This window comes from Dyella amyloliquefaciens, from assembly GCF_004296575.1.
Taxonomy (GTDB): domain Bacteria; phylum Pseudomonadota; class Gammaproteobacteria; order Xanthomonadales; family Rhodanobacteraceae; genus Dyella; species Dyella amyloliquefaciens.
This window is the reverse complement of the sequence record NZ_SAYT01000002.1, coordinates 513,049-539,456: the sequence shown is the minus strand read 5'-3', so window position 1 is coordinate 539,456 and position 26,408 is coordinate 513,049. Positions and strand designations below refer to the sequence as shown.

Sequence of the window (26,408 nt, the reverse complement as noted above, 5' to 3'; positions counted from 1 at the left end):
ACGACAGCATGAACAATGGCTGCGGCGAGGATGAACCGCAGCCATCGGCAAGCGGATGCATGGTCGGCAGCTTCTCGTGGGACGGCGTTCTCCGTCGCAAGTCCCATCACTGGAGGAGTGCGTCATGCGTCGACTCATGCTTGTCGGTCTTGGCTTTGCCGTCATGTGCAGCGCGATGCTGTCGCTGACCGGCTGCGTGGTGGTCGAGCCGCGGCCGCATTACGCCGCACGCGTGTGGGTGCCGGGTTACTACGCGCCCGCCGGGATCTGGGTGTCCGGCCACTGGCGCGGATAATCAGAGCTGAGCCCTCACTTGTAGGAGCGCACCCAGTGCGCGATCGCGACATCGCAACCATTCCGCTACCCGGTCGCGCCCTGGGTGCGCTCCTACAACAGGGTTGGAATCGCTCGGCGCAGGTGCTCGATGAACACGCGAAGTTTCGGAGGCACCTGCAGCCGGCTGGGGTAATAGAGATAGAAGCCGTCGAACGGTGGCAGCCAATCGTCGAGCACGGTGACCAGCCGCCCGTCGGCAACGGCGGAACGCACTGACAGTTCGACCATGTGCGTGAGGCCCAGGCCATCCATGGCCGCGCGAATGGCCAGCGCGGGGTCGTTGGTGGTCAATGGGCCATCCACGTCCAGTTCGAACCACTGGCCCTTCGACGCGCCCGATGGATGAGCGAATTCCCAGCGATAGATCGCGCCGCTGCTGAAGCGGAAGCGGATGCAGTCGTGCGCGGCAAGATCGCGCGGGTGTTCTGGCTTGCCGTGCGCGGCGAGGTAGGACGGCGAGCCGACCACGACCGCGCGTTGCGCGCCGCCGAGCGGAATGGCGACCATGTCGCGCGCCAGCCGCTCACCCAGGCGGATGCCGGCGTCAAAACCTTCGGCCACGAGATCGGTGAGCCGGTTCTCGACCTGGATATCGACGCGCACTTCGGGCCATGCACGCATGAAGTCGGCGAGCGTGGGGGTGATCAATGTATCCAGCACCATCTGGGGCACGGCGATACGCAGGGTGCCGACCGGGCGGTCGCCGTGCTGGCGCAATGCATCGATGGCGCTGTCGATTTCGCCCAGTGCCGGCGTGATCCGCTCCAGGAACGCGCGACCGGCTTCCGTGAGTCCGACGCGGCGGGTGGTCCGGTGCAGCAGGCGCACGCCCACATGGGTTTCGAGCTGGCGCAGGGTCTGGCTCAGCGCCGAGGCCGTCACCTCCAGCTCGGCCGCGGCGCGGGTGAAGCTCCCATGCCGGGCAATCAACTGGAATGCCCGCAGGGCGGCGGTGTGGTCGCTGGACATTAATTAGTCACGCTTAATAAAGCATGTAAACGATGACTATTTTTCCAGGTAATGGCAAGGCCCAGACTGGCGCCATCCCCGACCACAAGGAGTTCGCCATGTCGCTCGACTCGTACTACACCCTCGGCCGTTCCGGCCTGCGCGTCAGTCGTCTTGCCCTGGGCACGATGACCTTTGGCGACAACTGGGGCTGGGGTGCGGCGGAAGACACCGCTCGCGCCATGTTCGACCGCTATCTGGCCGCCGGCGGCAATTTCATCGACACCGCGGACCTGTACACCGAAGGCGCCAGCGAGGAACTGCTGGGTCGCTTCGTGGAAGAGGCTGGCGTGCGCGATCGGGTCGTGCTGTCCACCAAGTTCAGCTACAACGCCCAGCCAGGCAATCCGAACGCCGGCGGCAATGGCCGCAAGAACATCCTCCGCGCGGTGGAAGGCTCACTGCGCCGACTGCGCACGGATTACATCGACCTCTATCTGCTGCACACCTGGGATCGCGTCACACCCGCGGAGGAAGTGGTGCGCACGCTCGACGACCTCGTGCGCGCCGGCAAGATCCGCTACGCCGGCCTGTCCGATGTGCCGGCCTGGTACGCCTCGCGCGCCCAGACCTATGCCGAGGCGCATGCGCTCTCGCCGCTGGTCAATCTCCAGCTGGAATACTCGCTGGTCGAGCGCAACCTCGAGCACGAATTCGCGCCGATGGCGCTGGAGCTGGGCATGGGCATCACGGCATGGAGTCCGCTAGCCATGGGCCTGTTGTCCGGCAAGTACAAGCCCAGTGAAGCGGGTGGTGCCGGCGAGGGGCGACTGGCGAAGGTATCCGGACTGCCCGGCTTCGATCGCTTCACCGAGCGCAACTGGCGCATCGTGGCTGCGTTGGAAGAAGTGGCCCGTTCGCTGGGTAAGCCCATGGCGCAGGTCGCGTTGAACTGGGTGGCGACGCAACCGGCAGTGGCGTCGGTGATCGTGGGGGCGACCAAGCTCGCACAGCTGGACGACAACCTCGCGGCGTTGTCCTTCGACACTCCCGCCGAGCTGCGTGCACGCCTGAACGAAGCGAGTACGCCCGAAACGCCGTTTCCGTATTGGTTCTTTGGCGATACGCAACAGACCCGCATCCATGGCGGCGTCAGCGTGGGCAGCAAGCCGGCGGGTTACGCGCCGCCGGTGTATGTGAAGGCGCAGGCGGCGGGTGAGTTCAACGCGCGCTAGCCCTTTCCCTGTCTATAGGAGCGCACCCAGTGCGCGATCGCGGCGTTGCGAGGCCCTTGTGACATCGGCCACCGCGAGAGAGATTTGGCTTAACTGCTTCGTAGGCTTTTCGCGCACTGGGTGCGCTCCTACAGAAAGCACTTAAAAAGAAACGGCGCCAGCATGCAGGCTGGCGCCGATGTTTTTTTGCCGTGGAATATTTTTCTGTGTGGTCTGTTTACTGTGCGGTGGAAGAGGTCGAGGCAGGATGCTGCGCCTTGAACTGCTCCCACTGCTGGTGACGCGCCTGGCGCTCGGCCTTCAGGGTAGCCAGCTGGGCCTGCTGGGCGGGCGTCAGCACCGCGTAGACCTGTGCGCGGATGGCGGCTCGCTGCTGCACGCGGGCGGTGGCGGCGGCGCCTTCGGCCTGGGCCAGCGCGGTGGCGGCGGCCTGGTAGCCGGAAGCGTTCGGGGCCATCTGCTCGAAGGCCTCACGCTGCTGGCGCAGGTTCTGGCGCTGCGTCTTGGTCTGGCTGAAGGCGTTCTGCATGATCTGCTTGATGTTCGCCTTCTGGGTGTCGCTCAGGTTGAGCTTGGAGTACTCGCCGGCAAAGGCGTGACCGCCGTGGCCGCCGTGAGGGCCGCCGTCCTGGCCAGCCGCAGCAGCGATGGCGAACGGGGCGAGAGCCAGGGCCGAAGCCATGGCCAGGGCGAGGGTAAGGTTCTTGCGCATGGAAAGTTCCTTTGTCTTCGTGGACCGGGGAGGTGTGTCCATTTGACGACGACGCTATGTGTATGTTCTTTGCGTAAAGGTAAAGAAGCGTAAAGCTGGTGGAGGCCGGGCCAGGGCGCCGTTTCAATGAGTCCAGCTGCACGAGTCATTCCATGCCGAGACTATTGATTGTTGACGACGACCGGGCCCTGTGTGGCCTGCTGAAGGATTACCTCGAGCGCGAGGGCTTCGCGGTGGAAGTCGCCCACGACAGCGAGACGGGCCTGGCCCTGCTGCACAACCCGGCCACCCGGCCGGATCTGCTGATCCTCGACGTGATGATGCCCGGCCGCGACGGCCTGGATACCTTGCGGGAACTGCGCCTCAAGCACCGCCTGCCGGTGATCATGCTGTCGGCCAAGGGCGAACCGGTCGACCGCGTGGTCGGACTGGAGCTGGGCGCTGACGATTACCTCACCAAGCCCTGCCTGCCGCGCGAACTGCTCGCTCGCATACGCGCGCAACTGCGCCGCAATGCACCAGCGACGGCGGGCAGCACGCAGGTGGGCGTACTGCGGCTGGAGCCGGGCGAGCGTCGTGCCTATGTCGAAGAGCAGGAATTGGCCCTGACGGGTGCGGAATTCCAGCTGCTGCTCGCACTGGCGCAGCGCGCCGGCGAGCTGGTCGACAAGGCGACACTGACCCGCATGGCGCTCGGACGTGAGCTGGAGCGCTTCGACCGCAGCATCGACGTGCACGTGAGCCGCCTGCGCCACAAGCTGGCTGAGGCGTCGACGCAGTCGCCGCGCATCGAATCGGTACGCGGCTCCGGCTACAGCCTGGTGGCGGGGGGCGCGTGAGTCCGTTCAAGAGCTCCCTCTATTGGCGACTGCTGGTCAGCTTCTGCGCGGTGAACCTGCTCGCGCTGCTGTTCGGAGGCTTCCTCACCCAGCGTTTCATCGAGTACGGCACGGCAGTGGAGATCAACTGGGCGTCGCTCGCGCAGAGTGCGAACGAGGCCTACGAAAATGGCGGTTCCAGCGCGCTCATCGAGTGGTCGCTGCAGCAGCGCCGCGAGGGCATCGAGGCCACGCTGTACGAGAACGACGAAGCGCTGGCGCCCATCCACATGTCCTCGTGGATGCGCGGATCGCTGCAGGACTGGCTGGATGAAAAGCGCGACATGGTCTTGCAGCCATGGCCGAACATCTATGTGGCCGTGCAACAGGTGAACAGCAGCGACGGCCACACGCGGCAACTGGTGGCGGTGAGCCGCACGCATTCGCGCATGCGTCCGCAGACGCGCCAGACCATTTTCCTGGCGAGCCAGGCCGTGCTGTCGCTGCTGTTCATCGGCCTGGTCGGCTGGTGGGTGGCGCGCAGCGTGGCGCGGCCGGTGGAGGCGATTCGCCAAGCGACGCGTCGCATGGCCTCGGGCGTGCTGTCGGCGCGCGTGGGCAGCGAAGGCCAGCGCGCCAACGACGAACTGGCGCAACTGGCGCGCGATTTCGACGCCATGGCTGTGCGTATCGAGGCGCTCGTGGCGCATGAACGCAGCGTGTTGCAGGACCTTTCGCACGAGTTGCGATCGCCGCTGGCGCGGCTGCACCTGATCCTGGACCTGGCGCGGCGCAGCGAAACCCCCGAGGCTGCCGCACGCTATTTCGGGCAGGCCGAACAGGAAATCAGCCGGCTGGACCACATGACCGGCGAGATGCTCGCGCTCTCGCGCCTGGAAAGCGGTATCCCCGGTGAGAATCGCGAACGCATCGACGTGACTGCCTTGCTGCAGGAGTGCATGCGCCGTGCTGACGTGGAGGCCCATGCTCGCCGTATCGTGCTGTCCATGGCGTCGTCGGCGCCGGCCATCGTGTCGGGCAGCACCTTGCTGCTGGAGCGCGCGTTCGACAACCTGATCGCGAATGCGATCAAGTTCAGCCCCGAAGGCGGCACGGTGGAACTGGCTGCGAACCCGATCCAACGCCATGTCCTGTGCACGGTGCGCGACCATGGTCCGGGCGTGCCGGAGGCCGAGCTGCCGTCGCTGTTTCGTCCGTTGTTCCGAGGCAGCAATGCATCGCGCGCGGAGGGTCACGGGCTGGGCCTGGCCATCGTGCAACGCGTGGCGCGGGCCCATGGAGGCGATATCGAGGCCCGCAATGCCGAGGGCGGCGGTTTGCTGGTGGCATTGACGCTGCCGCTTGCGCCGGCGGCATAACGATTCCCCCTGTCGGCCTTCGAAAACGCCGCGTCATTTGCCACACTCGGCGTTTTCAGCCACGGGACGCCCATGCGCTCCAATGCTTTCGCCGCGGTGGGACTGGCGCTGTGCGCGGCGCTGTTCTTCACCATGACCTATGTGCTCAACCGCAGCCTGGTGGCGGGCGGTGGTCATTGGGCGTGGGCGGTGATCCTGCGTTACCTGATCACGCTGCCGCTGCTGGCGCTGGTGTTGCCGTGGCAGGGTGGCCTCGGCCAGCTGCCGAAGGAGTTGCGGCAGTATCCACGCCCCTGGCTGCTGTGGAGCACGGTCGGCTTCGTGCTGTTTGGCCTGCCGCTGACCTGGGCGGCCAACAGCGGCCCGTCGTGGCTGGTCGCGGGAAGTTTCCAGAGCACCGTGCTGGCCGGGCCACTGCTTGCGCCCTTCATCTATCGCGATGAACGCCGTCGCGTGGCCTGGGGCAGCGTGGCGATAGGCGCCCTGATCCTGGCTGGCGTGTTCGCGCTGCAGTGGGGCCACGCGCAGGGACGCCTGCAAGCCGGCGACTGGCTGGCAATGGCGGCAGTGGTGTTTTCCGCGTTCGCCTATCCGCTGGGCAATCGCATGGTGCTGCTGCATCTGGAGCAGACCGGCACACGCATCGGTGCGACGCAGCGCGTGTTCGGCATGACCCTGTGCAGCTGGCCGCTATGGTTGGTGCTGGCGGTCGTCGCCTGGTTCACGGTGGGGCCGCCAAGCATGCGCGAGGCCTTGCTGGCGGGCGGCGTGGCGCTGTCCTCCGGCGTGATTGCCACAGTGCTGTTTTTCCGCGCCACCGACATGGTGCGCAGCGAGCCGACCTCGCTGGCGGCCGTGGAGGCGATGCAGGCGGCGGAACTGCTGTTCGCCACCGTCATCGGCGCCTGCTTTCTCGATGAAACGTGGCCGCACGGGTTCTCCGCGCTGGGCGCGCTGATGATCGTGATCGGCATCGCATTGTTCGGCTGGATCAGCGGGCGCTCCGCGGCCGGGCATGATGAGGCCGTGCGCACCTTGCGCACCGATCGCGGTGCCTGATCGACACCTCTGGAACTTGCCCCTGGGCGCGCACTCGGGTTAAACACCCTGGTTCCGGCCACGCACCGCGCGGCCGGTTTCCTTTTCGCGATCTGGGGTAGTCATGGGGCAGCAGCGTAGTGCGTGGATCCTGGTGGGCGCTTTGCTCGGTGCATCGTGCTCGGCTTATGCGCAGGCTCCGGCAGATCTCCAGCCGCTGCGCTGGAATGCGGATGCGCTGGGCAACCATCGCTACCTGATCGAGGTGAAGGCCGCGGCCAAGGCCGTGCATGTGGTGATTCCCTGGCGTCGTCGCGATGCCCATCCCGAACAGGTGGCCGTGATCGTCACCGGGCCCGACGGCAAGCCAGTGGCGAATGTCCTGCGAGGCAGCATCAGCCAGGCGCAGGGTGAGCTGGTGTTCGAAGCCGTCCAGGCCGGAACCTACGCCGTCTACTACCAGCCCTACGTCAGCAAGGGCCGCAGCAACTACCCCACCGTGACTTACGCCGCGCCGACAGACACGGCGGATAAGGCCTGGGCACACAAGATCGGCAGTGACACTCGCGGTTGGCGCAAGCTGCCGGAGGCGAAGGTGTTGCGCTACGAAGCCGTCGATGACTTCGACGCGTACACCTCGATGGAGCGCACCGCCACGCCGGAGGAAATGAAGGCGCTGCTGGCGGCACACGCGAACGAGCGCCTGCTGGTGTTTCCGGAGACGCGCGAGCATCCGGTACGCATGTTCGACGCATTGCCGGAGAGCTGGGCCAAGCGCGGTGCGGGTGGCGCATTCAGGGATAACGCTCAGCGTGGCGAATACCTGAGTTTCCAGATCGGTGCCTGGGCGCCACATGGCAAGGTCGATGACGTGCGCGTGTCGTTCAGCGAACTGCGCAGCGATGCGGGCGCCAGCATTCCGGCGACGGCGCTGACCTGCTTCAACCTTGGGGGTGTCGATTACGCGGGCAAGCCGTTCACGACGCGCGTCGATGTGGCGGACGGCCGTATCCAGCCGCTGTGGATGGGAGTGGACGTGCCGGCGTCGGCCCAGCCGGGCGTGTATCACGGCGAAGTCACGATCACCGCGGAAGGCGTGCCCGCACAGAAGATCCCGCTCACCATCACGGTGGATGCCGGGCAGGCGGCAGCACACGGCGACGATGATCCCTTCAAGCTCACCCGCCTGCGCTGGCTCAACTCCACGCTGGCGCAGGACGACGAGCTGGTGAAGCCGTTCACCGCGATCACCGTCAAGGGCAGCACGCTGGGCCTGCTGGGGCGCGAGGTCAGGCTCGACAGCAATGGCCTGCCGGCGCAGATCATCAGTCATTTCGACGAACGCATGACGGGGTTCGCGGCCCATCCGACCGCCATGCTGGTGGCACCGATGCGCCTGGTCGTGGAGGACGCGGGCGGTGCGCACGTGTTGACGGGCTCGAAGGCGCCCAACGTACAGACGGATGGGCCTGCCAAAGTGCACTGGCAGGTGGCGAGCGCGGCCGGACTGTTGCAGGGCGACGTGCAGGCCAGCCTGGAGGCCGACGGCACGCTGGTCTATTCGATCGCATTGACGGCGAAGAACGCGGTGACCCTGCGCGACATCCGCCTCGAGATGCCGTTGAGCCATGGCGTGGCCCAGTACCAGCTGGGCCTGGGGCGTACCGGCGACCATGCGCCTGCGGATTTCCAGTGGAAGTGGAACGTAGAGAACAACCAGGATGGCGCGTGGATCGGCGCGGTGAATGCGGGCCTGGAATTCCATCTGCGCGACGAGCATTACCTGCGTCCGTTGAATACCAACTTCTACCACCAGCAGCCGCTTCGCATGCCGGTGTCGTGGGACAACGCCGGGCAGGGCGGCATTCGCCTCCGCAACGAAAGCAAGGCGTATGCGGTGGAAGCGTTCAGCGGTCCCCGCACCATGCAGGCCGGCGAGACGCTGCACTACGACCTGGTCATGCGCGTCACGCCGTTCAAGACGATCAAGCCGTCGGAGCATTTTGCCGAGCGCTTCTTCCACAAGTACGGCGATCTCGACGCGATCAAGGCCGATGGCGCGGACGTGGTGAACATCCACCACGCCACGCCGATCAATCCCTGGATCAACTATCCGTTCCTCGAGCCGCAGGCGATGCGCGCCTATATCGACGCGGCGCACCAGCGTGGCATGCGGGTGAAGATCTACGACACGGTGCGCGAGCTGTCCGACCGTGCGCCCGAACTGCCGATGCTGGAAAGCCTGGGCCACGAGGTGATCAGCAGCGGCAAGGGTGGTGGCTTCTCGTGGCTGCAGGAACATCTGGACGGCGACTACATCGCCGCGTGGCACGTGCCCGAGAATCGCGATGCGGCAGTAATCAACGCCGGCCAGAGCCGCTGGCACAACTACTACATCGAAGGGCTGGACTGGCTCGCGCGCAACATGGGCATCGATGGCCTGTACCTCGATGACGTGGCCTACGACCGCACCACCATGAAGCGCGTGCGTAAGGTGCTACAGGCGCGTCGCGAGCATCCGCTGATCGATCTGCATTCGGCCAGCCAGTACAACCCGCGCGACGGCTACATCAACAGCGTGTTGCTGTACATGGAGCTGTTCCCGTACATCGATCGCCTGTGGTTCGGCGAGGAGTTCGATTACGAGAAGACCTCGCCGGGCTACTGGCTCACCGAGATCTCGGGCATTCCGTATGGCCTGATGGGCGAGATGCTGCAGCACGACGGCAACCCGTGGCGCGGCATGCTGTTCGGCATGACCAACCGCCTGGGCTGGTCGCCGGGCAGTGATCCGCGCGGGTTGTGGAAGCTGTGGGACGCGTTCGGCATCGAGCAGGCCGACATGGTCGGCTGGTGGGTGCACGGCACACCGATCAAGACCGATCGCGCCGACGTGCTGGTGACCAGCTACGTGCGCAAGGGACAGAAGACCCTGGTGGCGCTGGCATCCTGGGCGCCGGAGAAGACCTCGGTGAAGCTCGCGATCGACTGGAAGGCGCTGGGCCTCTCCGCGGGTAAGGCCAGGCTCGTGGCCACGCCAGTGGAAGGCTTCCAGCCTGCGGCATCGTTCAAGCCGGGTGACGCCATCCCTGTCGAGCCGGGCAAGGGCTGGCTGCTGGTGCTCGAATGAGGGAGTGGCGCGGCACGAACGCGATGAAGCCATGGCGAGCGCTGCTGCTTGCCCTGGCGCTGGTGGGTGGCCTGCATGCGCAGGCGCTCGCGCCATCCGCCGACGATCCGTCGGTGGTTCATGCGGCGCTCGATGCGAAGGCATTTGCGCCCGAGCAGATCAAGGTGACGGTGTATCTGCCTCCGGGTTATGCGGACAAGGATGCGGTGCATACCCGCTATCCCGTGCTCTACGCCAACGACGGGCAGGACATGGCGGCCGTGGGCTTGCGCGACACGCTCGCTCGTCTCTATGCCGAACATGCAATCGAACCGGTGATCGTGGTCGCCGTGGACATGCTGACGGATCGTGCGTCGGGCTATGGCCTGTCGGATCGCGCGCGGCGCCGCAGCGTGGTGGGTGGTTCCCGCATCGGGCCGATCGGCAGTCGCGCTTACGAGTATTCCGACTGGGTCGCGACGCAGCTGGTGCCTTATGTCGATGCGCACTATCGCACCCGTGCGGATGCCCGCGGGCGTACGGTGCTCGGCTGGTCGCTGGGTGCGCTGAACGCGTTCAATCTGGGATGGGAATATCCGGATGTTTTCAGTCGCGTCGGCGCGTTCTCGCCATCGTTCTGGCTGGCCGCGGATCGCAGCACGCCACAGGCGGTTGAGTCGTCGCGCCTCGCGCAGGCGATGGTGGATCGCGCCAAGGAGCGCAAGCCGCTGCGCTTCTGGATCACCGTGGGTGGTCGCGAAGAAACGAATGATCGCAACGGCAACGGCGTGATCGACGCGGTGGAAGATGCGCAGGATTTCGTCGAAGGCGTACGCCTGCCGGATGGCACCCACGCGCGTGGACTACGCGACCTGGGTTATCGCGTCGATGACAGCCACGGCGAACACCCGTCGCGCGATGCGGATGTCGCGTTCTACGTACTGGACGATGGCGAGCACAACCAGGCGACGTGGAAGCGGATGTTGCCGCCGTTTCTTGTGTGGGCTTATGGCACTCCGGCGAAGTGATCGCCGGAGTGCACCGGGTCGTCAGGCAGCTGCCAGCGCGAGGCGGCCGATCTTCACCAGCCCTGGGCTGAATTCGAGATCGGCCGGCAATACGGTCTTGGGATTGGGCGTTGGCTCAGGCAGGGCGAGCGCACCGGCGGCCGTGAGCACCGCCTGCCTGGGCATGGTGATGCCCAGGCGAGTCCGCGCCTGCAGCAGGCGCAGTGCGAGATCTTCGTCCTCCGAGGCATCCTCGGCGGCAGCCGCGGCCAATTCGTGCATGCCATGCATCGGTGAGGAGAGCAGGGCAATTTCGCTGGACAGACTCGGCGAACGATCTGCGCGCCGCAGATCCTCGAGGGTCTCGTGCGCGAGCGCCAGCAAGTCGATGTCGGGCAACGGTGTGTGCTGGCGGGAGCGCGTGATCACCGGCAGGCGCAGCGCATGGGCGGGCTCGGTCGGTGCTTCGTCGAAGCCGCGATAGACCAGCTCGCTGCACACCACCCGGGTCGGATCGTTGTCGATGACCAGGTCAAGCGCCATGCGCAGCACGCGGCGCAGGTCGCGGCTGCCGGGAATCTTGTTGCGCACGGCGCACGTGATGCCCAGCACGAACAGCGAGGTCATCGGGTAGGGGCGACCGAGATAAGGCATCAGCGCCGTGCGCAGGTCACCGAGCATCGTGTCGTGATCGGCCTGCTGCAGGCAGCTTGGCCGGAACACGTCGATGTAGTGGAAGTTCTCCTTCATGGTGATGCGCTGCGCGAGCGTCGCGAACCGCACGCCAACGGTCGCGGCCTCGATCAACTGCGTCTCGTCGAACACCACGGCCGCATGGCTGTAGGCGCTGTCACCCACCCAGGCGATCAATCGGGATAGTTCGCCACGCCCCATGTGCAACAGCACATCGCCGGCTTCCAGGTCCTGCGGCTGCAACACGTGCGGTGTGTCCACGAGCGTCCTTCGATCAGTGGCCGGTAGCGGCGAGAGGAATGTGCGCGACGATGCGGTTGCGTCCGTCGACCTTTGCGCGATACAGCGCGGCGTCGGCACGGGCAATCAGTTCGTCGGCGGTGTCGGTGTGGTCGCCAAGGATGGCGACGCCCATGCTGATGGTGGTCTGCAGCGTCGTGCCGCGCGAATGGACCTGCAGCGTCTCGATGCGGTGGCGGATGCGTTCGCCAATGTGCATCGCGTTGTCGCGGGATGCGCCGGGCAGGCAGGCCACGAATTCCTCGCCACCGTAACGGCCCAGCCAATCGGTGGGCCGCAGCTCATCGCCGATGGCTTCGGCAACGGCGCGCAGGCAGGCGTCGCCGACCTGGTGGCCGTAGCGATCGTTCACCGACTTGAAGTGATCCATGTCGAGGAACAGCAGGGCCAGCGGTTCTTTTTGCAGGCGTGCCTCCGTGATGGCCGCATGCAGGCGGCGTACCAGCGCGCGACGGTTGAGCACACCGGTGAGCGCGTCGTGATCGGCCAGGTGGTGGGCCATGTCGCGTTCGCGGCGCGCGCGCAGCGATAGATCGGCCAGGCCGATCGTCACCATCACGCAAGAAAATGCCATCGTGAACGGATAGCCGTACTCGAGCCATGGCGGCAGGTCCAGCTTCATCAGTATCTGGACGACGCGCAGCAGGGTGAGCATCACCTGCGGCATCCAGGCGATCAGGAAGAAGCGCGCCTGCCGCCCGTGGCGCGCGGCGGCGAGAATCACCGTACCCAGCGCCCACATCGAGGTGATCATGAACCACAGGTTGAACGAATTGACGAGTGCATTCGTCCGCACCGCAAACGGCATCCATATCAGCAACGCGGCAGGGAGGAATGGCCAGCGCATCCAGCCGAGAATCCTTGCGGCCTTCGGGCTCATGTTGCGCAGATCGCAGAATTCCAGGATGAAGGACATCGAAAGCGGCGCGCTCAGCGTGGCGAACAGCCAGGGTGCGCGCGTGTCCAATGGGACCAGGATGCCGGCGCCCGGCAGCTCGTAGATCTCGCCGCTCATCAACATCTGGTACACCAGCTGGAACGTGGCATAGCCGATGAAGTAGGTCAGCACGCGGTCCCGCAGTACCAGCCACAGGCACATGGCTGCCAGGATCATGGTGAACTGCACGCTGGCGAACAACGTAGTCAGGCGTACGTGGGTGAGGTCTTCGGCCTGGTACTGCGCCATCTCCGTGAGCGCAGGCTTGATCTGGCGCGTGAAGCTGTCAGAGGCGATCTCCACATAGACCGGTTCGCCCGCGCGCAGGTCCTGCGGCAGCTGGACAGCCAGATGGTGGCGCGAGAAGCGGTGGATGCCTTCGGTCTGCGCGAACCACAATTCCTGCGGCTGGTAACCGGGCGGCGCAAAGACCGTGAGGCGGATATAGGTGGCACCGGTAAAGCTCAGTACCGGCGGGCTCGTCCCATTCCAGTCGATGTCGGTGGTGAGCCGGTACCAGCGACGGGTATCGGCGGCATTGGGCGTGTAGGGCGACTGGCTGGGTACGAACGAGCCATCCAGCGCGCCGTGCACGACCTGTTCGACGGCCTGTGGCGGCGACGTGGCCGGCAGCGCGGCGACCTGCAGGGTGGGTTGGCGGGGTAAGGAAGGGGCGGCGTGCAGCACCAGCGCGTAAAGCGCCACGAACAGGCATGCGATGAAGACCGCAATGGGCTTCCGATACACGAATCCCCCCATTTTTCCGGCCCCCCATTGCCGGTGTCCGGGCCCGCTGTTTTCGTTGGGCGGCCCGCGTTATGCACTATGTATCACGTTCAATGGCTGTCGGGATGTTTTCACCCGGGTTTTGCCGCGGAAAACGTTTTCCAAACAGGCGTTTGAGCCATTGGTCGATCCAGGCGTCGCCACGTCCTATGCTTGTGCCTCCCCGGTGCGGTCAAGGTGCGAGTGGATGGGCAGGCAGGATAAGGTGGATTCGGTGTCTCGCCCCGAACATCGACCTGGCATGGCGGAACTTGAGCCATCCGGTTACATCCGCCACGGCACGCCCGCTTTTCGCCGTACCAACCTGGCGCTGTTTGCCGCCGGCGTGGCCACCTTCGGACTGTTGTACTGCACGCAGCCCCTGATGCCGGAGTTCAGCAAGGACTACGGCGTGAGCGCCGCCACCTCGGCGCTATCGCTTTCGCTGACCACCGGCGTGCTCGCCTTCGCGATGCTGTTCGCGGGCGGCATCTCGGACGCCGTGGGGCGCAAGTCGGTGATGACGGCGTCGCTGCTGTCATCCGCCGTGCTGGTGCTGCTGACGGCGCTGGTGCCGGACTGGAACATGCTGCTCATCCTGCGCTCGCTGCTGGGCCTCACCTTGAGCGGCTTGCCCGCGGTCGCGATGACTTATCTCAGCGAGGAGATGCACCCCGAGTCGATCGGGCTCGGCATGGGGCTCTACATCAGCGGCAACGCGATCGGCGGCATGGGCGGACGCCTCGTGGCCGGCGTGCTGGCCGATTTCGTTGGCTGGCGCTGGGGCATCGCGACAGTCGGCCTGATTGGCCTGGTGTCCGGCCTGATCTTCTGGCGCAGCCTGCCGCCCTCGCAGCACCACGTGCGTCATCCCTTGCAGCTGCGCACGCTGGTGGGGCGCTTCATGCTGACGTTCCGTGACGCCGGCCTGCCATGGCTGTTTGCCGAGGGCTTCCTGCTGCTCGGCGCTTTCGTCACGGTCTACAACTACATCGGCTACCGCCTGCTGGCGCCGCCATACGGACTGGGCCAGGCAGTGGTCGGCGCGATCTTCAGCGTCTACCTGATCGGAACCTTCAGCTCGGCGTGGATGGGGCATCTCGCCGGCAAACTGGGACGGCGCAAGGTCTTGTGGACGGCGTTCGCGCTGATGCTGTTCGGCGTGGGGCTCACCATGCTGAAGCCGCTGCTGCTGATCGTGCTGGGCATCGTGGCGGTGACGTTCGGCTTCTTCGGCGGCCACTCCATCGCCAGCAGCTGGGTAGGCCGTCGCGCCGGTAACGCCAAGGCACAGGCCTCGTCGATGTACCTGTTCGCGTATTACATGGGATCCAGCCTCGCCGGTGCGGGCGGTGGACTGTTCTACGCATCGCATGGCTGGAACGGCGTGGCCTTGTTCGTCGCCGCTCTCGTACTCGCTGGCCTGCTGGTCGCCTGGCGCCTGTATTACCTGCCGCCGCTGCCCGGTCCGCCGTCGCCGGGCACCGAGCCGCCGATTCCGCAATAGGCGTCCACAGCGGGTTGCGGACTTTGTAGGAGCGCACCCAGTGCGCGATCACAGCGTGCGGCTTCATCGCTCCGTTGGCTTTTCGCGCACTGGGTGCGCTCCTACAGGGGGCGTTGGATTTAGCGCTTACTGAGCCTCGGGCTTCAGCATGTCCTTCACCGCCTGGTAGTCGCCGTCATTTGCGACGGGCGGCAGGCCGAGCAGGTGGGCCATCAGCGGATAGACGTCCACGTTCGGGAACGACGGCACGTTCGCACCCTGGCGAAACGCCGGGCCATGCGCGACGAACAGCGCCTGCATCTGCGGGGCTTCGTTGTCGTAGCCGTGCTCGCCAAGGCTGAACTTGTCCTTGCGCTTCTTCGCGGCATCGGTGGTGGTAATACGCCAGCCGACGTCGGCCAGGCACAGCAATTGCGGCACGCGCGGGTTGCTGCCGTAGGCGAGGCGGGCGGGTACGCGCGTCTTGTCCCAGCAGGTCATATGCTTCTGCGGCTTCTCAAGCTGTGCTTCGATCTTCGCGAAGTCGTGGCCCGGCGTGGGGTTGAGGCCAGCAAGCACGCCCAGGCTCACCACGTCCACGCGGGTCAGCGGGATCACCTTGTCCAGCATCACGCTGTTCTTTGCCGGTACCGTCGCCATGCCGTGGTCGGCGAGCACGATCAAGTTGATGTGGTCGAGCAGGTTGCGCTGCCTGAGGCCCTGTACCAGGCGGGCCATCGCCGCGTCGGTGCTGCGCAGTGCGTCATCGACCTGCGGCGTGTCCGGACCGAACGTATGGCCGGCGTGATCCACTTCATCGAAGTACAAGGTGAGGAAACTCGGGCGTTCGCTGGCCGGCATGTCCAGCCATGCCAGCACCTGGTCAACGCGCTGGTCAGGAGAGACGTTGCCATCGTACGTCTTCCAGTAATCCGGGTGCCTGCCGTGGATATCCGCTTCCGAACCTGGCCAGAACATCGTCGCGCTCTTGAGGCCATGCTGGCTTGCGGTTTCCCACAGCGGCGTGCCTTCGTTCCACCAGCGGCCATCGCCGACCGCATTGCGATTGCCAAGCGAGAAGCGGCCGAGCACCGGATCGAACATGGTGTTGTTGACGATGCCGTGGTGATCGGGACGCAGGCCGGTGACGATCGTGTAGTGGTTCGGGAATGTCAGCGAGGGAAACGAGGGCTGCATGCCCGCGGCGCGCACACCCGACTTCGTGAGTTCCACCAGCGTGGGGCTGAGACCGCGTTCGATGTAATCCGCGCGATAGCCGTCGATGGAGATGAGCAGCAGTGGCGCTGGAGCCGTCTTCGTCGTGGTGGCCTGGCTCGCGGTATTGGCAGTGGGCGGCGTGGGTTGATTGGCGCAACCGGCACTGATGGCAATCAGCGAGCAAAGCAACAGGCGAAACGGGATTTTCATGCTTGGGTCCGTACTATTAAAACAAAGCCCCTATCATCACCCAGCCGTATGACCATTACACGTCTTTTTTCCTGCATTGCCTTGCTGGCGATCGTCGGCGCATTGGGTTGGGTGGGTGACGTGCATGCGCAGCAACAACCTGCAGCGGCGTCATCCGTTGCGGCACCGGCAAAGGCGCAAGTTGCCGAGCCGGCGGGTGTTGCAGCGCAAGGGCACACAAAGCAGGCGTCGAAGACTGCCGCCATATCACACGTGCAGGCGATCGTGGCCGCGAACACCACGGCTGAAGTCGACAAGGAGCAGGCGCGTTACCAGTCGCATCCGCGCGGCAATATGGATCCGTACCGCAATGCGGTCACGCCACCCGTCGACAGCGGGCGCTGAAGATTCCCGAGTACGCGCATCGCGCAGGATGCTGCTTCAACTGGCTTGCAGTTGTGCACCGAACAAGTCGCCGCGAGCGATGCGATCTTCCATCGACAACAGATAGCGTTTGGTCGGCAGGCCGCCGCCAAAACCGGTGAGGCTTCCGTCTGCTCCGATCACGCGATGACAGGGCAAAACGATGGGTAGCGGATTGCGCCCATTCGCGGCACCTACCGCACGCATGGCCGCCGGCCGGCCGATACGTCGCGCCAGTTCGCCGTAGCTGATGGTGCTGCCATAGGGAATGCGGGCCAGCTCCCACCACACCATTTTCTGAAATTCAGTGCCATGCGGACACAGAGGCAGGTCGAACTGCTGTCGCGTGCCGGCGAAATACTCCTCCAACTGTTGCCGCGCATGGGCGAGCGGCTCTCTGGCACGCTGCCAGCCGGCATGCGGCTTCTTCGGGTGACGCTCGCGTTCGAACCAGATCTCGCGCAGACCATGTTCATCACCCACCAGGCGAAGCACGCCGACGGGCGTGTTCATTTCGTCGTACCAGATAGTGCTGGACATCAGCTCACCTTCTTCGCGACGGGTTTCACCGCGTCGCTTGCGCTGCGCCAAAGGTGCATGACCGAATAGGCGCGCCACGGGCGCCATGCCTCGGCAAGCGAAGAGAGCGCTTTCGTGCTGAGCATGGAACCGTCGTTCGTGGCCGCGCGGCGCAGGATCAGGTCGGCTGCAGGGAACGCATCGGGATGGCTCAGCGCGCGCATCGCCATGTAATGCGCCGTCCATTCGCCGATGCCGGGCAACGCCACCCAACGCTCGACGAATTCATCGAGGGGCTGCTCGCTGCGGAAATCGATGCGCCCGTCAAGCAGCGCCTGCGCGACGCCACGCACCGTGGCCGCGCGTGCCGTGGTCAGTCCGATCTCGCGCAGGTCGGCGTCTGCGAGTGCTTCGGGACCAGGGAACAGGCGCTCGAGGCCGGGCATGCCCGTCACCACGGGCGTGCCGTAGCGGTGGACGATGCGCGTCGCCAGCGTACGCGCCGCCGCGACGCTGACCTGCTGGCCGAGGATCGCGCGAACCGCGATCTCGAACCCATCCCATCCACCAGGCAGGCGCAGGCCCGGGCGTTTGCGCCACAGGGGCTTCAGCAAGGCACTCTGCTTCAGCGCGTCGCCGATCGATTGCGGATTCGCGTCCAGATCGAACATGCGCCGCAGCTTCGTCACGATCGAAAGCAGGCGTGCCGGTTGCGGACAATGCAGCTCCAGTTGCAGCGCGTGATCATCACCCGGACGCGCGCTGAGGCGCAGCCATCCGGGCGCGTCCGTGGGACCGAACACGCGCGAATAGCTCTCGTCATCGACGAGTTCCACGCCCGGCAACGAGCGCCCGCGCAGGAACCCAAGAATCGCCTCGAAGTCATAAGGCGGGCGATATCCGAGGCGCAACGTGATGGCATCGCCGCCCACCACGCCGGGATGACGGCGCAGTTCGCGTGGCGGAACGCGGTTTGCCTGCAGGAACGCAGCATTGAACCGCCGCAGGCTGCGGAAGCCGGAAGCAAGTGCCACTTCCGTCACGGGCATCGATGTTTCCGTCAGCAACTGCTTCGCGAACAACAGGCGGCGCGTGGTATAGACATTGATCGGCGGCGCTCCGAGTCGATCGACGAACAGGCGCCGCAACTGTCGCGCACCGAGGCCCACGCGCTCCGCCATCGCTTCCATCGACAGCTCGTCCAGCGCGCCTTCCTCCATCAGTTTCAACGTGCGCGCGATGACGTGGTCGCCGCGCTGCCATGCATCGTTGCCGGGCGACAGCTCCGGCCGGCAGCGAAGGCAAGGACGAAAGCCGGCAGCTTCGGCGGCGGCCGCGCTTGCGTAGTAGCGGACGTTCTGCGGCTTCGGCGTGGGGGCAGGGCAGACCGGGCGGCAGTAGATGCGCGTGCTGGTGACGGCGGTGAAGAACAGGCCATCGAAGCGTGCGTCGCGGCTGAGCCGTGCCTGTTCGCAGACCTGGTCATCGAGCAGGGAGAAGGCGTGTTCGGTGTTCATGGATTGAAGGCTAGCACCGTCCGGCAGATCGGACTCGCCGTTTTCGGACATCAATGATCGGGCGTTCAAGCAGCCAAATCGCGGTGCGCGAGGATTTTGCCGCACTGCGGTTTGCGGGCGCCGCTCCGGGTCGCCACAATCAGGGCTTCCCACTCGATTTCTGAGCTCCCATGAACGCTCCGACCCGTATCGACACCACCCGCACCATCCGCGCGCCGCGCGGCACCGAGCTGAGCTGCAAGAGCTGGCTCACCGAGGCGCCGTTCCGCATGCTGCAGAACAACCTGGATCCGGAGGTGGCCGAGAATCCGGCCGAACTCGTGGTGTATGGCGGCATTGGCCGCGCCGCCCGCAACTGGGAATGCTTCGACGCGATCCTGCGTGCGCTGCGAGAGCTCAACGACAACGAGACGCTGCTGATCCAGTCCGGCAAGCCGGTCGGCGTGTTCCCTACGCATGCGGATGCACCGCGCGTGCTGCTCGCGAACTCGAACCTGGTGCCGGCGTGGGCAAACTGGGAGCATTTCAACGAGCTCGATAAGAAGGGCCTGATGATGTACGGCCAGATGACGGCCGGCTCGTGGATCTATATCGGCTCGCAGGGCATCGTGCAGGGTACGTACGAGACGTTCGTGGAAATGGGCCGCCAGCATTACAACGGCAGCCTCAAGGGCAAGTGGATCCTTACCGCCGGTCTCGGCGGCATGGGCGGCGCGCAGCCGTTGGCGGCGACGCTGGCGGGTGCCTGCTCGCTGAACATCGAGTGCCAGCAGAAGAGCATCGATTTCCGCCTGAAGACGCGCTATGTCGATGAGCAGGCGACCGATCTGGACGACGCGCTCGCGCGTATCGCGAAGTACACGGCTGCTGGTGAGGCGAAGTCGATTGCGCTGCTTGGCAATGCGGCCGACGTGCTGCCGGAACTCGTACGCCGTGGCGTGCGTCCGGACGCAGTCACCGACCAGACCAGCGCGCACGATCCGGTCAACGGTTATCTGCCGGAAGGCTGGACCGTCGAGCAGTGGTTCGAACGCCGCAAGAGCGATCCGGCCGGTACCGCGAAGGCCGCTAAGCAGTCGATGAAGAAGCACGTGGAAGCGATGCTCGCATTCCATGCGCAGGGCATCCCCACGTTCGACTACGGCAACAACATCCGCCAGATGGCGAAGGACGAAGGCCTCGCGAATGCGTTCGCGTTCCCGGGCTTCGTGCCGGCGTTCGTGCGACCGCTGTTCTGCCGCGGCGTCGGCCCGTTCCGCTGGGTCGCGCTGTCCGGCGATCCGGAAGACATCTACAAGACCGACCAGAAGGTGAAGGAGCTGATCCCCGACGATCCGCACCTGCACCGCTGGCTCGACATGGCGAAGGAGCGCATCAGCTTCCAGGGGCTGCCTGCACGGATCTGTTGGGTTGGCCTGGGCCTGCGCCACAAGCTCGGCCTCGCGTTCAACGAGATGGTGCGCAACGGCGAGCTGAAGGCGCCGGTGGTGATCGGGCGCGATCACCTCGATTCCGGTTCCGTGGCCAGCCCGAATCGCGAGACCGAAGCGATGCGCGATGGCTCGGATGCGGTCAGCGACTGGCCGTTGCTGAACGCCATGCTCAACGTGGCCGGTGGTGCGACGTGGGTGTCGTTGCACCACGGCGGTGGTGTGGGCATGGGCTATTCGCAGCACTCCGGTGTGGTGATCGTGTGCGATGGTAGCGAGGCGGCTGACAAGCGCATCGCGCGCGTGCTGTGGAACGATCCGGGCACAGGTGTGATGCGCCATGCGGATGCGGGTTACGACATCGCGATCGAGTGTGCGAAGGAGCAGGGGCTGAAGCTGCCGATGCTCTGACCTTCTGTTTTTTGTAGGTGCGCACTCTGTGCGCGACCGCCTTTCGCCTCGGTCCGCATCGTCATTCCCGCGAATGCGGGAATCCGGTGACTGTCGCTTCTGATCTAACTTTCCCGCCAGCGTGCTCGCCTGCCGCGGGCTTCCGTCCTCCTGCCGGAGGCCGGGTCACTTTCTCTTGCTTGCCCAAGTCCCACAGGGATTAGCTTCGCGTCAGAAAGTAACCAAAGAGAAGGGCACCCCGCGTGGCGCTGGCCGGGCCTGCGGCCCAGCCAGTCCGTGAGGGGCGGCCGGGCTTTTCGACCGGGCTCCTGCCCGGACAAAAAGTGCCCGACATCCCTGTCGGGCACCCCTGCGGGGCCTGATCGTCCACCCCTCACCGCCACACAGGGGATTCAGGACGGCTCGTGCCGCTTCGCGGCACATCGCGTTGCGGTGAGGGTGGAGGTCGTCGTTCGTTGTGGGAGCGCACCCTGTGCGCGACCGCGGAGGTGATGCCCTTCGCCGCGGTCGCGCACAGGGTGCGCTCCTACAGAGGGCGGTCTCTCGTGTGCCCCAATTTCGCCACACTGCCGTGCAAGATTCGTTCGATCCCTTCTTCGATTAGGCACGACCGCATGCGACTTTTTCCGCTCCGCCTTTGCCTGGCCATCATGGCCGTCGTCGTAGCGGGTCAATGGCCCCATGAGGCGTCGGCCGCCGATCAGTCCGCTGTTGTGTCCCGTGAAACCGGGCGGCTCCAGCAGGCGCTCGATGCGGCGGTTCAAGGTTCGAAGCCGGGCACGCTAGGCGTTGCTGTGCTCGACCTGCGCACCGGCGCGACCGTCGGCGTACACGCGGACCAGCCGTTCCCCATGATGAGCGTGTTCAAGGCGCCGGTGGCAGCAGCGGTGCTGGCGCGGATCGAGGCAGGCTCGTTGTCACTCTCGCAGGAAGTCACGGCGAGCCGTGACGATCTGCAGGAAGGTTCGGCGGTGCCCTCCGTGGGTAAAGAGGTCAAGGCAGGCAAGACGACGTTCACCATCGAGCGACTGCTGAAGGGCGCGGTGTCGGAGAGCGACAACACGGCGGTGGATATCCTGCTGCGTGTCATGGGCGGCCCGCAGGCGGTGATGGCGTTCCTGCATGCGCATGGCATCGATGGCATGCGCGTGGACGTGGATGAGGCGGGCGTCAGCCGGATCTTCAACGACCTGAAAGCTGGGCAGGTTCTGCCGCAGGACGAAAGCGATCAGGCATTCGAGCAGCGTCGCCAGCGCGGTTACCAGGCGTTTCTGGCCGATCCGCGCAATCGCAGCACGCCGGCAGGGGCGGTTGAATTCCTGCGCAAGCTGCAAGGTGGCGAGCTGCTGTCGCCGACATCCACGCAATACCTGCTGCGCCTGATGGCCGCGCAGACCAAGCCCAACCGTCTGCGTGTCGGCGTGCCGCAGGGCGTGCAGTTTGCCGACAAGGCCGGTACGTCTGCGACGGAGCAAGGACGCACGGCGGCCTATAACGACATCGGCATCATGAGCTGGCCCGACGGACGCATCGTCATCATTGCCGCGTTCCTGAGCGACTCGACGGCGTCGGGCAAGGAGCGTGACGCCCTGTTTGCCGACCTGGCCCGTTCCGTGGCCGCCGCCGCACAGCCGTAACAAAGCCCTTGCCGCGCTCTGGCACGGCCCCTGGGCCGGGCGCATCATGGACGCACATCCAACGGGGAGGTGCGACATGGCGGTCGAACTGCAGGTGTTGGGCTGGTCGATTGTGCTGGGGTTGGTGTACGTGATGTTTGCCACCACGCTGTCCACGGGGCAGCGTGGCCTCACCTGGAATGCAAGCAACCGTGATGGCGAGCCGGTACCTCTGACTGGTGCCGCGGCCCGCGCGGATCGTGCCAGCCGGAATTTCCTCGAGACGTTCGGGTTCTTCGCGGCCGCGGCACTCGCGGTGGTGCTCGCGCAGCGCGCCAATGCCCATAGCGCGCTTGGCGTGCAGTTGTACTTCTGGGCTCGCGTGGCCTACCTGCCGGTGTACGCGATCGGCATTCCCTACCTGCGTACGCTGGTGTGGGCGGTGTCGGTGGTGGGCATCGTGATGGTGCTCAGCGCCTTGTTCTGAGGCGATCCGAAGAAGCCGTTCAGCCCTCCTGAGCGGCTTTTTTGTGAATTTCATCACAAGTTAATTTTTATTGTTCTTTTTTAAAATCAAATAATTAAGAGAAGTTTGTGAGGCAAGGTCTCACCTGGGTGTCGCACACGAAACCGGGCGTGACCACTATGCAGTTCCGGCCATTCCGCCGGGGCCGCCGGCAGGGGCTGGCGGTCTTCCTTACTTATTCCCAGGAGAACTGCATGAACACCAATTTCGAACGCACCGGACCGCTCGGCGAACTGTCCAGCTACCCGCAGTGGGCGCAGGACATGATCGCGGCATGCGAGCCCGCCCGCCGGCGCGTGCGCGACCACCTGATGTGGGATCTGATGGGCGAGGGCCGCATCGACCCGGTGACCATGGCCAATTTCATGATTGGCACCTGGTCGCTGATCGAGCGCTTCCCCTCGTTCATGGCACTGAACCTGATGAAGACCCAGTACGGACGCAGTGTCGGCGACAACATGGCGCGGCGTTGGCTGGTGCGCAACATCCGGGTGGAACAGAACCATGCCGAATACTGGCTGGACTGGGCCGACGGTGCAGGCGTGCCCCGTCAACAGGTGTTCGATGGCCTGCCGCCACGCGGAACCCAGGCCGCCACCGAGTGGTGCCTTGAGGTCAGCGGACAGGACACACTGGCCGCTGGCATGCTGGCTACCAACTACGCGATCGAAGGCGTGACTGGCGAATGGTCGCAAAAGGTCTACGACAGCGTGGCGTATGCGGACAGCCTGCCGACGGCGGGCCGGAAGGCCACCCTGCGGTGGCTTCAGTTGCACGCCGCTTATGACGATACCCATCCGTGGGAGGCGCTCGAGATTGTCTGTACCCTGATGGGCAATAATCCGGCGCCGGAAGAAGTGGACCACCTGCGGGAGTGCATCGAGCGCAGCTATGCCAGCCTGCATTACGGGCTGGAGCGCTGCCTGGTGCAGCCGCATGTGGAGGAGGTCGAGGAGCAGGCCGCATGATGCGAGCGGTCTTGCCGTCGACAGCGTGATGAGGCGAGATGTAGCTTAATGAGGTGGTCGTGTAAAAGGGACGCCATGGATTCGATCCGTAGCACCTCGCTAAGACCGCTGGAACGACGCTTGAGGCCACTGGCCTATGGGCTGGTGGCCGTCATCGGCCTCATCCTCTTGTTTACCTGGGGAGCACTCCAGGTCCAGGTCACTCTCGCCGGGTTTCTCAACGGCGAGAGTGTCTGGAGCAAGGCGCAGAAGCAGGCGGTGATCGACCTCTCGGTTTACGCGGAGACCGGCAATACCGGCCGGTTGGCCGCATTCGATCAAAACTATGGACTCCTGATGTCCGACGGCTGGGCGCGTGATGCCATTGCGTCGGGCGTCTACGACCGCGCGGAAGTGGACCGCGCATTCGAGCGGGGCAAGATCTTGCCCCAGGCCAAACCCGGCATGATCTTCATGCTTCGCTGCTGCACAAACGTGCCGCACATGCGCGAAGCCGTCGCCGTGTGGCGCGAGGCGGACGGTCCCTTGAAGCAGCTGGCCGACATCGCCGCCGAACTCAAACAGGCGCATGCGCGAGGGTTGCCGGAGCATGACTGGACTGTGCAGCGACTGGCACGGATCAACGCGCTCAATGACGAACTGGAGCCGTTGACCAAGCGCTTCTCGCTGGAGGTGGCGCAGGGCGCCATGTGGCTCGGGCGCGTGCTGTTCGGCAGCGTGTTCCTGGTGGCGGCACTCGCGTCGCTGCTGTGGCTGAGCATGGCGCGGCGCATCCTGCTGGGCATCCGCGGCACCGAAGAGCGTTACAGCCTGCTGTACGACAGCGCGGCCGACGCCATCATCATGGTGGACGAAGCCAGCGGCCGGATCCTGGGCGCCAACCGCACGGCCTTGCAGTGGACCGGGCAGAGCATGGATTCCCTGCTGGGCAGGGAGCTTTCCGAATTGTTCGTGCCGTCGCTGCACCGCTCCGATGGTGCGGTCACCGGCGAACTGTATGGGCGCGACGGCGAGATGCGTCCGGTGGAGATGCGCAGCAGCGTGGCCTACTGGGGCACGCAGAGCGTGCACCAGTCCATCCTGCGCGACATCACCGAGCGCGTGAGCCTGGAGCAGCAGCGGCGCATCGCTTCCGAAGCAATGGCCAGCATCGCCGAGGGCGTGATCATCGCCGACGCCAGCCGCCAGGTGTTGCGCGTGAATGCGGCCCATATCCGCATGACCGGGTTCACGGCACAGGCGCTGCAGGACGTGCGCTTCGACGACCTGCGTTGCATGCCTGACGGAACGCCGCTGCCCGACTCGGTATGGAAGATCATCCACACCGACGGCAACTGGGTCGGTGAGGTACGCAACCGCCGCCTGGACGGCACCTCGTACCCCGAATGGCTCAGCATCAGTGCCATCCGCGATGCCGACGGCAACGTGCAGCACTACGTGGCGGTGATCAACAACATCAGCACGGCCAAGGCGAACGAGCAGCGCCTGCAGTACATGGCGGCGCACGATGCGCTTACCGGCCTGGCCAATCGCGCCGAATTCGAGCGGCGTTGCGTGCAGGCGGTGGCTGCGGCCGAACGCGAGCGCGGCATGATCGCCGTGCTGTTCATCGACCTCGATGCCTTCAAGGCGGTGAACGACAGCTACACCCATGCCATTGGCGACCACCTGCTGGTCAAGGTGGCCGAGCGCATCGTGTACGAACTGGGCGACAAGGGACTGGCCGGTCGTATCGGCGGCGACGAGTTCACCGTGCTGCTGGACGACCTCTACACGCGCGAGCAGGCGAGCGCGATGGCCGGCCGCCTGCTCACCACGCTGGCGGCGCCGGTGGTGGTCGGCGACTACGAGCTGGCCTTGAGCGCGAGTATCGGTATCGCGTGCTATCCGCTGGACGGCACCGACGTGCCCACGCTCATCACCAACGCCGACGCCGCCATGTACGCGGCGAAGACCGAGGAGCGCAACGCCTTCCGTTTCTATTCGCCGCGCATGCAGGCGGACGCCCGCCGGCGCATCGCGCTGGCGTCGGAGTTGCGCAAGGCGCTGGCGGAAGACGAATTCCACCTGCAGTTCCAGCCCACGGTGGAGATGCGCAGCGGGCGCATCGTGGCGGTGGAGGCCTTGTTGCGTTGGCACCATCCGGTGCGCGGCCGTATTCCTCCGGGCGAGTTCATCCCCATGGCGGAAAAGCTCGGCCTGATCCGGCGCATCGACCAATGGGTACTGCAGGCGGCGTGCCGCCAGCTGAGCGTGTGGGACAAGATCGGGCTGCCGCCGTTGCGCATGGCGGTGAACGTGTCCGCCCACTGGTTCGGCCAGGCGAACTTCGTCGACGATATCCGCGCACTGCTGGAGTCGCAGCGGCTGGCGCCGGAACGCCTGATGCTGGAGATCACCGAGGGCGCGATCCTGCGTTTGGGCGAAGAGATGGAGCGCACCCTGCATGCGCTGCATGCCCTTGGTGTCGGCGTGGCCATCGACGATTTCGGCACGGGCTATTCGTCGATGAGTTACCTGAAGATGCGCGCCATCGCGTATCTCAAGATCGACCAGAGTTTCGTCGCCGGTTTGCCGGAAGACGAGAGCGACGGCGCCATCGTGGAAACCATGCTCACGCTGTGCCGCAAGCTGGGCATCAGTCCGATCGCCGAAGGCATCGAAACCGAGGAACAGCATCGCTTCCTGCTGCGCGCCGGCTGCACGGAGGGCCAGGGCTATCTCTATTCGCGACCGATCGAGCCGGAAGAGATCGTGCAGCTGATGACCACCGGCAAGCGCCAGGGCACCAGCTCGCACCTGCGGCTGGTGCCGCCCGAAGTCTGAGG

Annotated in this window: 21 protein-coding genes; 14 read left to right on the top strand and 7 right to left on the bottom strand. The window is 65.4% G+C overall.

Annotated features, from left to right (window positions below):
* Positions 1 to 124: 124 nt before the first annotated feature.
* A complete protein-coding gene (locus tag EPB08_RS21035) occupies positions 125 to 295 on the top strand; it encodes a hypothetical protein (protein ID WP_165418432.1) in 171 nt (56 codons plus the stop codon).
* Positions 296 to 387: 92 nt separating this feature from the next.
* Here the strand turns inward: EPB08_RS21035 and EPB08_RS06950 are convergent, their stop codons facing one another.
* Positions 388 to 1,305, bottom strand: coding sequence for a LysR family transcriptional regulator (locus EPB08_RS06950; RefSeq protein WP_130618331.1), 918 nt, complete (start codon positions 1,303 to 1,305; stop codon positions 388 to 390).
* A gap of 32 nt (positions 1,306 to 1,337) precedes the next feature.
* On the opposite strand from EPB08_RS06950, the gene EPB08_RS06945 reads away from it, so the two are divergent.
* A complete protein-coding gene (locus EPB08_RS06945; RefSeq protein ID WP_229238242.1) occupies positions 1,338 to 2,519 on the top strand; it encodes an aldo/keto reductase in 1,182 nt (393 codons plus the stop codon).
* A gap of 217 nt (positions 2,520 to 2,736) precedes the next feature.
* Here EPB08_RS06945 and EPB08_RS06940 read toward each other — a convergent pair whose 3' ends face one another.
* Entirely contained in the window at positions 2,737 to 3,231 is a 495-nt protein-coding gene (locus tag EPB08_RS06940; protein ID WP_130618330.1) for a Spy/CpxP family protein refolding chaperone, read from the bottom strand.
* 152 nt (positions 3,232 to 3,383) lie between these two features.
* Between EPB08_RS06940 and EPB08_RS06935 the strand changes: the two genes are divergently transcribed.
* The 5 genes from EPB08_RS06935 (at position 3,384) to EPB08_RS06915 (ending at position 10,603) form a co-directional block, all read left to right on the top strand.
* Complete coding sequence (locus EPB08_RS06935) at positions 3,384 to 4,070, top strand: response regulator transcription factor (RefSeq protein WP_130618329.1); 687 nt, start codon at positions 3,384 to 3,386, stop codon at positions 4,068 to 4,070.
* Positions 4,067 to 5,428, top strand: coding sequence for a sensor histidine kinase (locus tag EPB08_RS06930; protein WP_130618328.1), 1,362 nt, complete (start codon positions 4,067 to 4,069; stop codon positions 5,426 to 5,428). Before EPB08_RS06935 ends, EPB08_RS06930 begins: the two co-directional genes overlap by 4 nt.
* A gap of 72 nt (positions 5,429 to 5,500) precedes the next feature.
* Entirely contained in the window at positions 5,501 to 6,487 is a 987-nt protein-coding gene (locus EPB08_RS06925; RefSeq protein WP_130618327.1) for a multidrug resistance efflux transporter family protein, read from the top strand.
* A 103-nt stretch (positions 6,488 to 6,590) separates the two neighbouring features.
* Complete coding sequence (locus EPB08_RS06920; RefSeq protein ID WP_130618326.1) at positions 6,591 to 9,596, top strand: glycoside hydrolase domain-containing protein; 3,006 nt, start codon at positions 6,591 to 6,593, stop codon at positions 9,594 to 9,596.
* A 23-nt stretch (positions 9,597 to 9,619) separates the two neighbouring features.
* A complete protein-coding gene (locus EPB08_RS06915; protein WP_130618325.1) occupies positions 9,620 to 10,603 on the top strand; it encodes an alpha/beta hydrolase in 984 nt (327 codons plus the stop codon).
* 21 nt (positions 10,604 to 10,624) lie between these two features.
* Here EPB08_RS06915 and EPB08_RS06910 read toward each other — a convergent pair whose 3' ends face one another.
* Positions 10,625 to 11,536, bottom strand: a complete 912-nt coding sequence (locus EPB08_RS06910; RefSeq protein ID WP_130618324.1) for a C40 family peptidase — start codon at positions 11,534 to 11,536, stop codon at positions 10,625 to 10,627.
* Between the two features lie 13 nt (positions 11,537 to 11,549).
* Positions 11,550 to 13,259: a GGDEF domain-containing protein gene (locus tag EPB08_RS06905; RefSeq protein WP_165418431.1), complete on the bottom strand. Its 1,710-nt coding sequence runs from the start codon at positions 13,257 to 13,259 to the stop codon at positions 11,550 to 11,552.
* A gap of 280 nt (positions 13,260 to 13,539) precedes the next feature.
* Here EPB08_RS06905 and EPB08_RS06900 point away from each other — a divergent pair, with 280 nt between their 5' ends.
* Positions 13,540 to 14,784 carry an MFS transporter gene (locus tag EPB08_RS06900; protein ID WP_130618640.1) on the top strand — a complete coding sequence of 415 codons (1,245 nt, stop codon included), beginning with the start codon at positions 13,540 to 13,542 and terminating at the stop codon, positions 14,782 to 14,784.
* 126 nt (positions 14,785 to 14,910) lie between these two features.
* On the opposite strand, the gene EPB08_RS06895 is transcribed toward EPB08_RS06900, so the two are convergent.
* A complete protein-coding gene (locus tag EPB08_RS06895) occupies positions 14,911 to 16,191 on the bottom strand; it encodes an alkaline phosphatase family protein (RefSeq protein ID WP_130618322.1) in 1,281 nt (426 codons plus the stop codon).
* A gap of 48 nt (positions 16,192 to 16,239) precedes the next feature.
* Between EPB08_RS06895 and EPB08_RS06890 the strand changes: the two genes are divergently transcribed.
* Complete coding sequence (locus tag EPB08_RS06890) at positions 16,240 to 16,575, top strand: hypothetical protein (RefSeq protein ID WP_130618321.1); 336 nt, start codon at positions 16,240 to 16,242, stop codon at positions 16,573 to 16,575.
* Between the two features lie 36 nt (positions 16,576 to 16,611).
* On the opposite strand, the gene EPB08_RS06885 is transcribed toward EPB08_RS06890, so the two are convergent.
* Both EPB08_RS06885 and EPB08_RS06880 read right to left on the bottom strand, forming a co-directional pair.
* Positions 16,612 to 17,133 carry a methylated-DNA--[protein]-cysteine S-methyltransferase gene (locus tag EPB08_RS06885; protein WP_130618320.1) on the bottom strand — a complete coding sequence of 174 codons (522 nt, stop codon included), beginning with the start codon at positions 17,131 to 17,133 and terminating at the stop codon, positions 16,612 to 16,614.
* On the bottom strand, positions 17,133 to 18,629 hold the full coding sequence (locus EPB08_RS06880; RefSeq protein WP_130618319.1) for a DNA-3-methyladenine glycosylase 2 family protein: 1,497 nt from the start codon (positions 18,627 to 18,629) through the stop codon (positions 17,133 to 17,135). The genes EPB08_RS06885 and EPB08_RS06880 overlap by 1 nt, the downstream gene beginning before the upstream one ends.
* Before the next feature lie 170 nt (positions 18,630 to 18,799).
* Between EPB08_RS06880 and hutU the strand changes: the two genes are divergently transcribed.
* The 5 genes from hutU to EPB08_RS06855 all read left to right on the top strand — a co-directional run bounded on the left by hutU (position 18,800) and on the right by EPB08_RS06855 (position 26,406).
* The gene (gene hutU, locus EPB08_RS06875; protein WP_130618318.1) at positions 18,800 to 20,470 is read left to right on the top strand and encodes a urocanate hydratase; all 1,671 of its coding nucleotides are present in this window, start codon (positions 18,800 to 18,802) and stop codon (positions 20,468 to 20,470) included.
* A 614-nt stretch (positions 20,471 to 21,084) separates the two neighbouring features.
* Positions 21,085 to 22,107, top strand: coding sequence for a class A beta-lactamase (gene bla, locus EPB08_RS06870; protein ID WP_130618317.1), 1,023 nt, complete (start codon positions 21,085 to 21,087; stop codon positions 22,105 to 22,107).
* Between the two features lie 76 nt (positions 22,108 to 22,183).
* Positions 22,184 to 22,573, top strand: coding sequence for an MAPEG family protein (locus EPB08_RS06865; protein WP_130618316.1), 390 nt, complete (start codon positions 22,184 to 22,186; stop codon positions 22,571 to 22,573).
* Between the two features lie 233 nt (positions 22,574 to 22,806).
* Positions 22,807 to 23,580, top strand: coding sequence for an iron-containing redox enzyme family protein (locus tag EPB08_RS06860; protein WP_130618315.1), 774 nt, complete (start codon positions 22,807 to 22,809; stop codon positions 23,578 to 23,580).
* 75 nt (positions 23,581 to 23,655) lie between these two features.
* Positions 23,656 to 26,406: a putative bifunctional diguanylate cyclase/phosphodiesterase gene (locus EPB08_RS06855; protein WP_165418430.1), complete on the top strand. Its 2,751-nt coding sequence runs from the start codon at positions 23,656 to 23,658 to the stop codon at positions 26,404 to 26,406.
* Positions 26,407 to 26,408 lie beyond the last annotated feature (2 nt).

Bases quoted from the DNA above. Each gene is read 5' to 3' on its own strand.
- EPB08_RS21035 (WP_165418432.1), top strand. From the start codon at position 125: ATGCGTCGACTCATGCTTGTCGGTCTTGGCTTTGCCGTCATGTGCAGC.
- EPB08_RS06950 (WP_130618331.1), bottom strand. From the start codon at position 1,305: ATGTCCAGCGACCACACCGCCGCCCTGCGGGCATTCCAGTTGATTGCC.
- EPB08_RS06945 (WP_229238242.1), top strand. From the start codon at position 1,338: ATGACTATTTTTCCAGGTAATGGCAAGGCCCAGACTGGCGCCATCCCC.
- EPB08_RS06940 (WP_130618330.1), bottom strand. From the start codon at position 3,231: ATGCGCAAGAACCTTACCCTCGCCCTGGCCATGGCTTCGGCCCTGGCT.
- EPB08_RS06935 (WP_130618329.1), top strand. From the start codon at position 3,384: ATGCCGAGACTATTGATTGTTGACGACGACCGGGCCCTGTGTGGCCTG.
- EPB08_RS06925 (WP_130618327.1), top strand. From the start codon at position 5,501: ATGCGCTCCAATGCTTTCGCCGCGGTGGGACTGGCGCTGTGCGCGGCG.
- EPB08_RS06920 (WP_130618326.1), top strand. From the start codon at position 6,591: ATGGGGCAGCAGCGTAGTGCGTGGATCCTGGTGGGCGCTTTGCTCGGT.
- EPB08_RS06915 (WP_130618325.1), top strand. From the start codon at position 9,620: ATGAAGCCATGGCGAGCGCTGCTGCTTGCCCTGGCGCTGGTGGGTGGC.
- EPB08_RS06900 (WP_130618640.1), top strand. From the start codon at position 13,540: ATGGCGGAACTTGAGCCATCCGGTTACATCCGCCACGGCACGCCCGCT.
- EPB08_RS06895 (WP_130618322.1), bottom strand. From the start codon at position 16,191: ATGAAAATCCCGTTTCGCCTGTTGCTTTGCTCGCTGATTGCCATCAGT.
- EPB08_RS06890 (WP_130618321.1), top strand. From the start codon at position 16,240: ATGACCATTACACGTCTTTTTTCCTGCATTGCCTTGCTGGCGATCGTC.
- EPB08_RS06885 (WP_130618320.1), bottom strand. From the start codon at position 17,133: ATGTCCAGCACTATCTGGTACGACGAAATGAACACGCCCGTCGGCGTG.
- EPB08_RS06880 (WP_130618319.1), bottom strand. From the start codon at position 18,629: ATGAACACCGAACACGCCTTCTCCCTGCTCGATGACCAGGTCTGCGAA.
- hutU (WP_130618318.1), top strand. From the start codon at position 18,800: ATGAACGCTCCGACCCGTATCGACACCACCCGCACCATCCGCGCGCCG.
- bla (WP_130618317.1), top strand. From the start codon at position 21,085: ATGCGACTTTTTCCGCTCCGCCTTTGCCTGGCCATCATGGCCGTCGTC.
- EPB08_RS06865 (WP_130618316.1), top strand. From the start codon at position 22,184: ATGGCGGTCGAACTGCAGGTGTTGGGCTGGTCGATTGTGCTGGGGTTG.
- EPB08_RS06860 (WP_130618315.1), top strand. From the start codon at position 22,807: ATGAACACCAATTTCGAACGCACCGGACCGCTCGGCGAACTGTCCAGC.
- EPB08_RS06855 (WP_165418430.1), top strand. From the start codon at position 23,656: ATGGATTCGATCCGTAGCACCTCGCTAAGACCGCTGGAACGACGCTTG.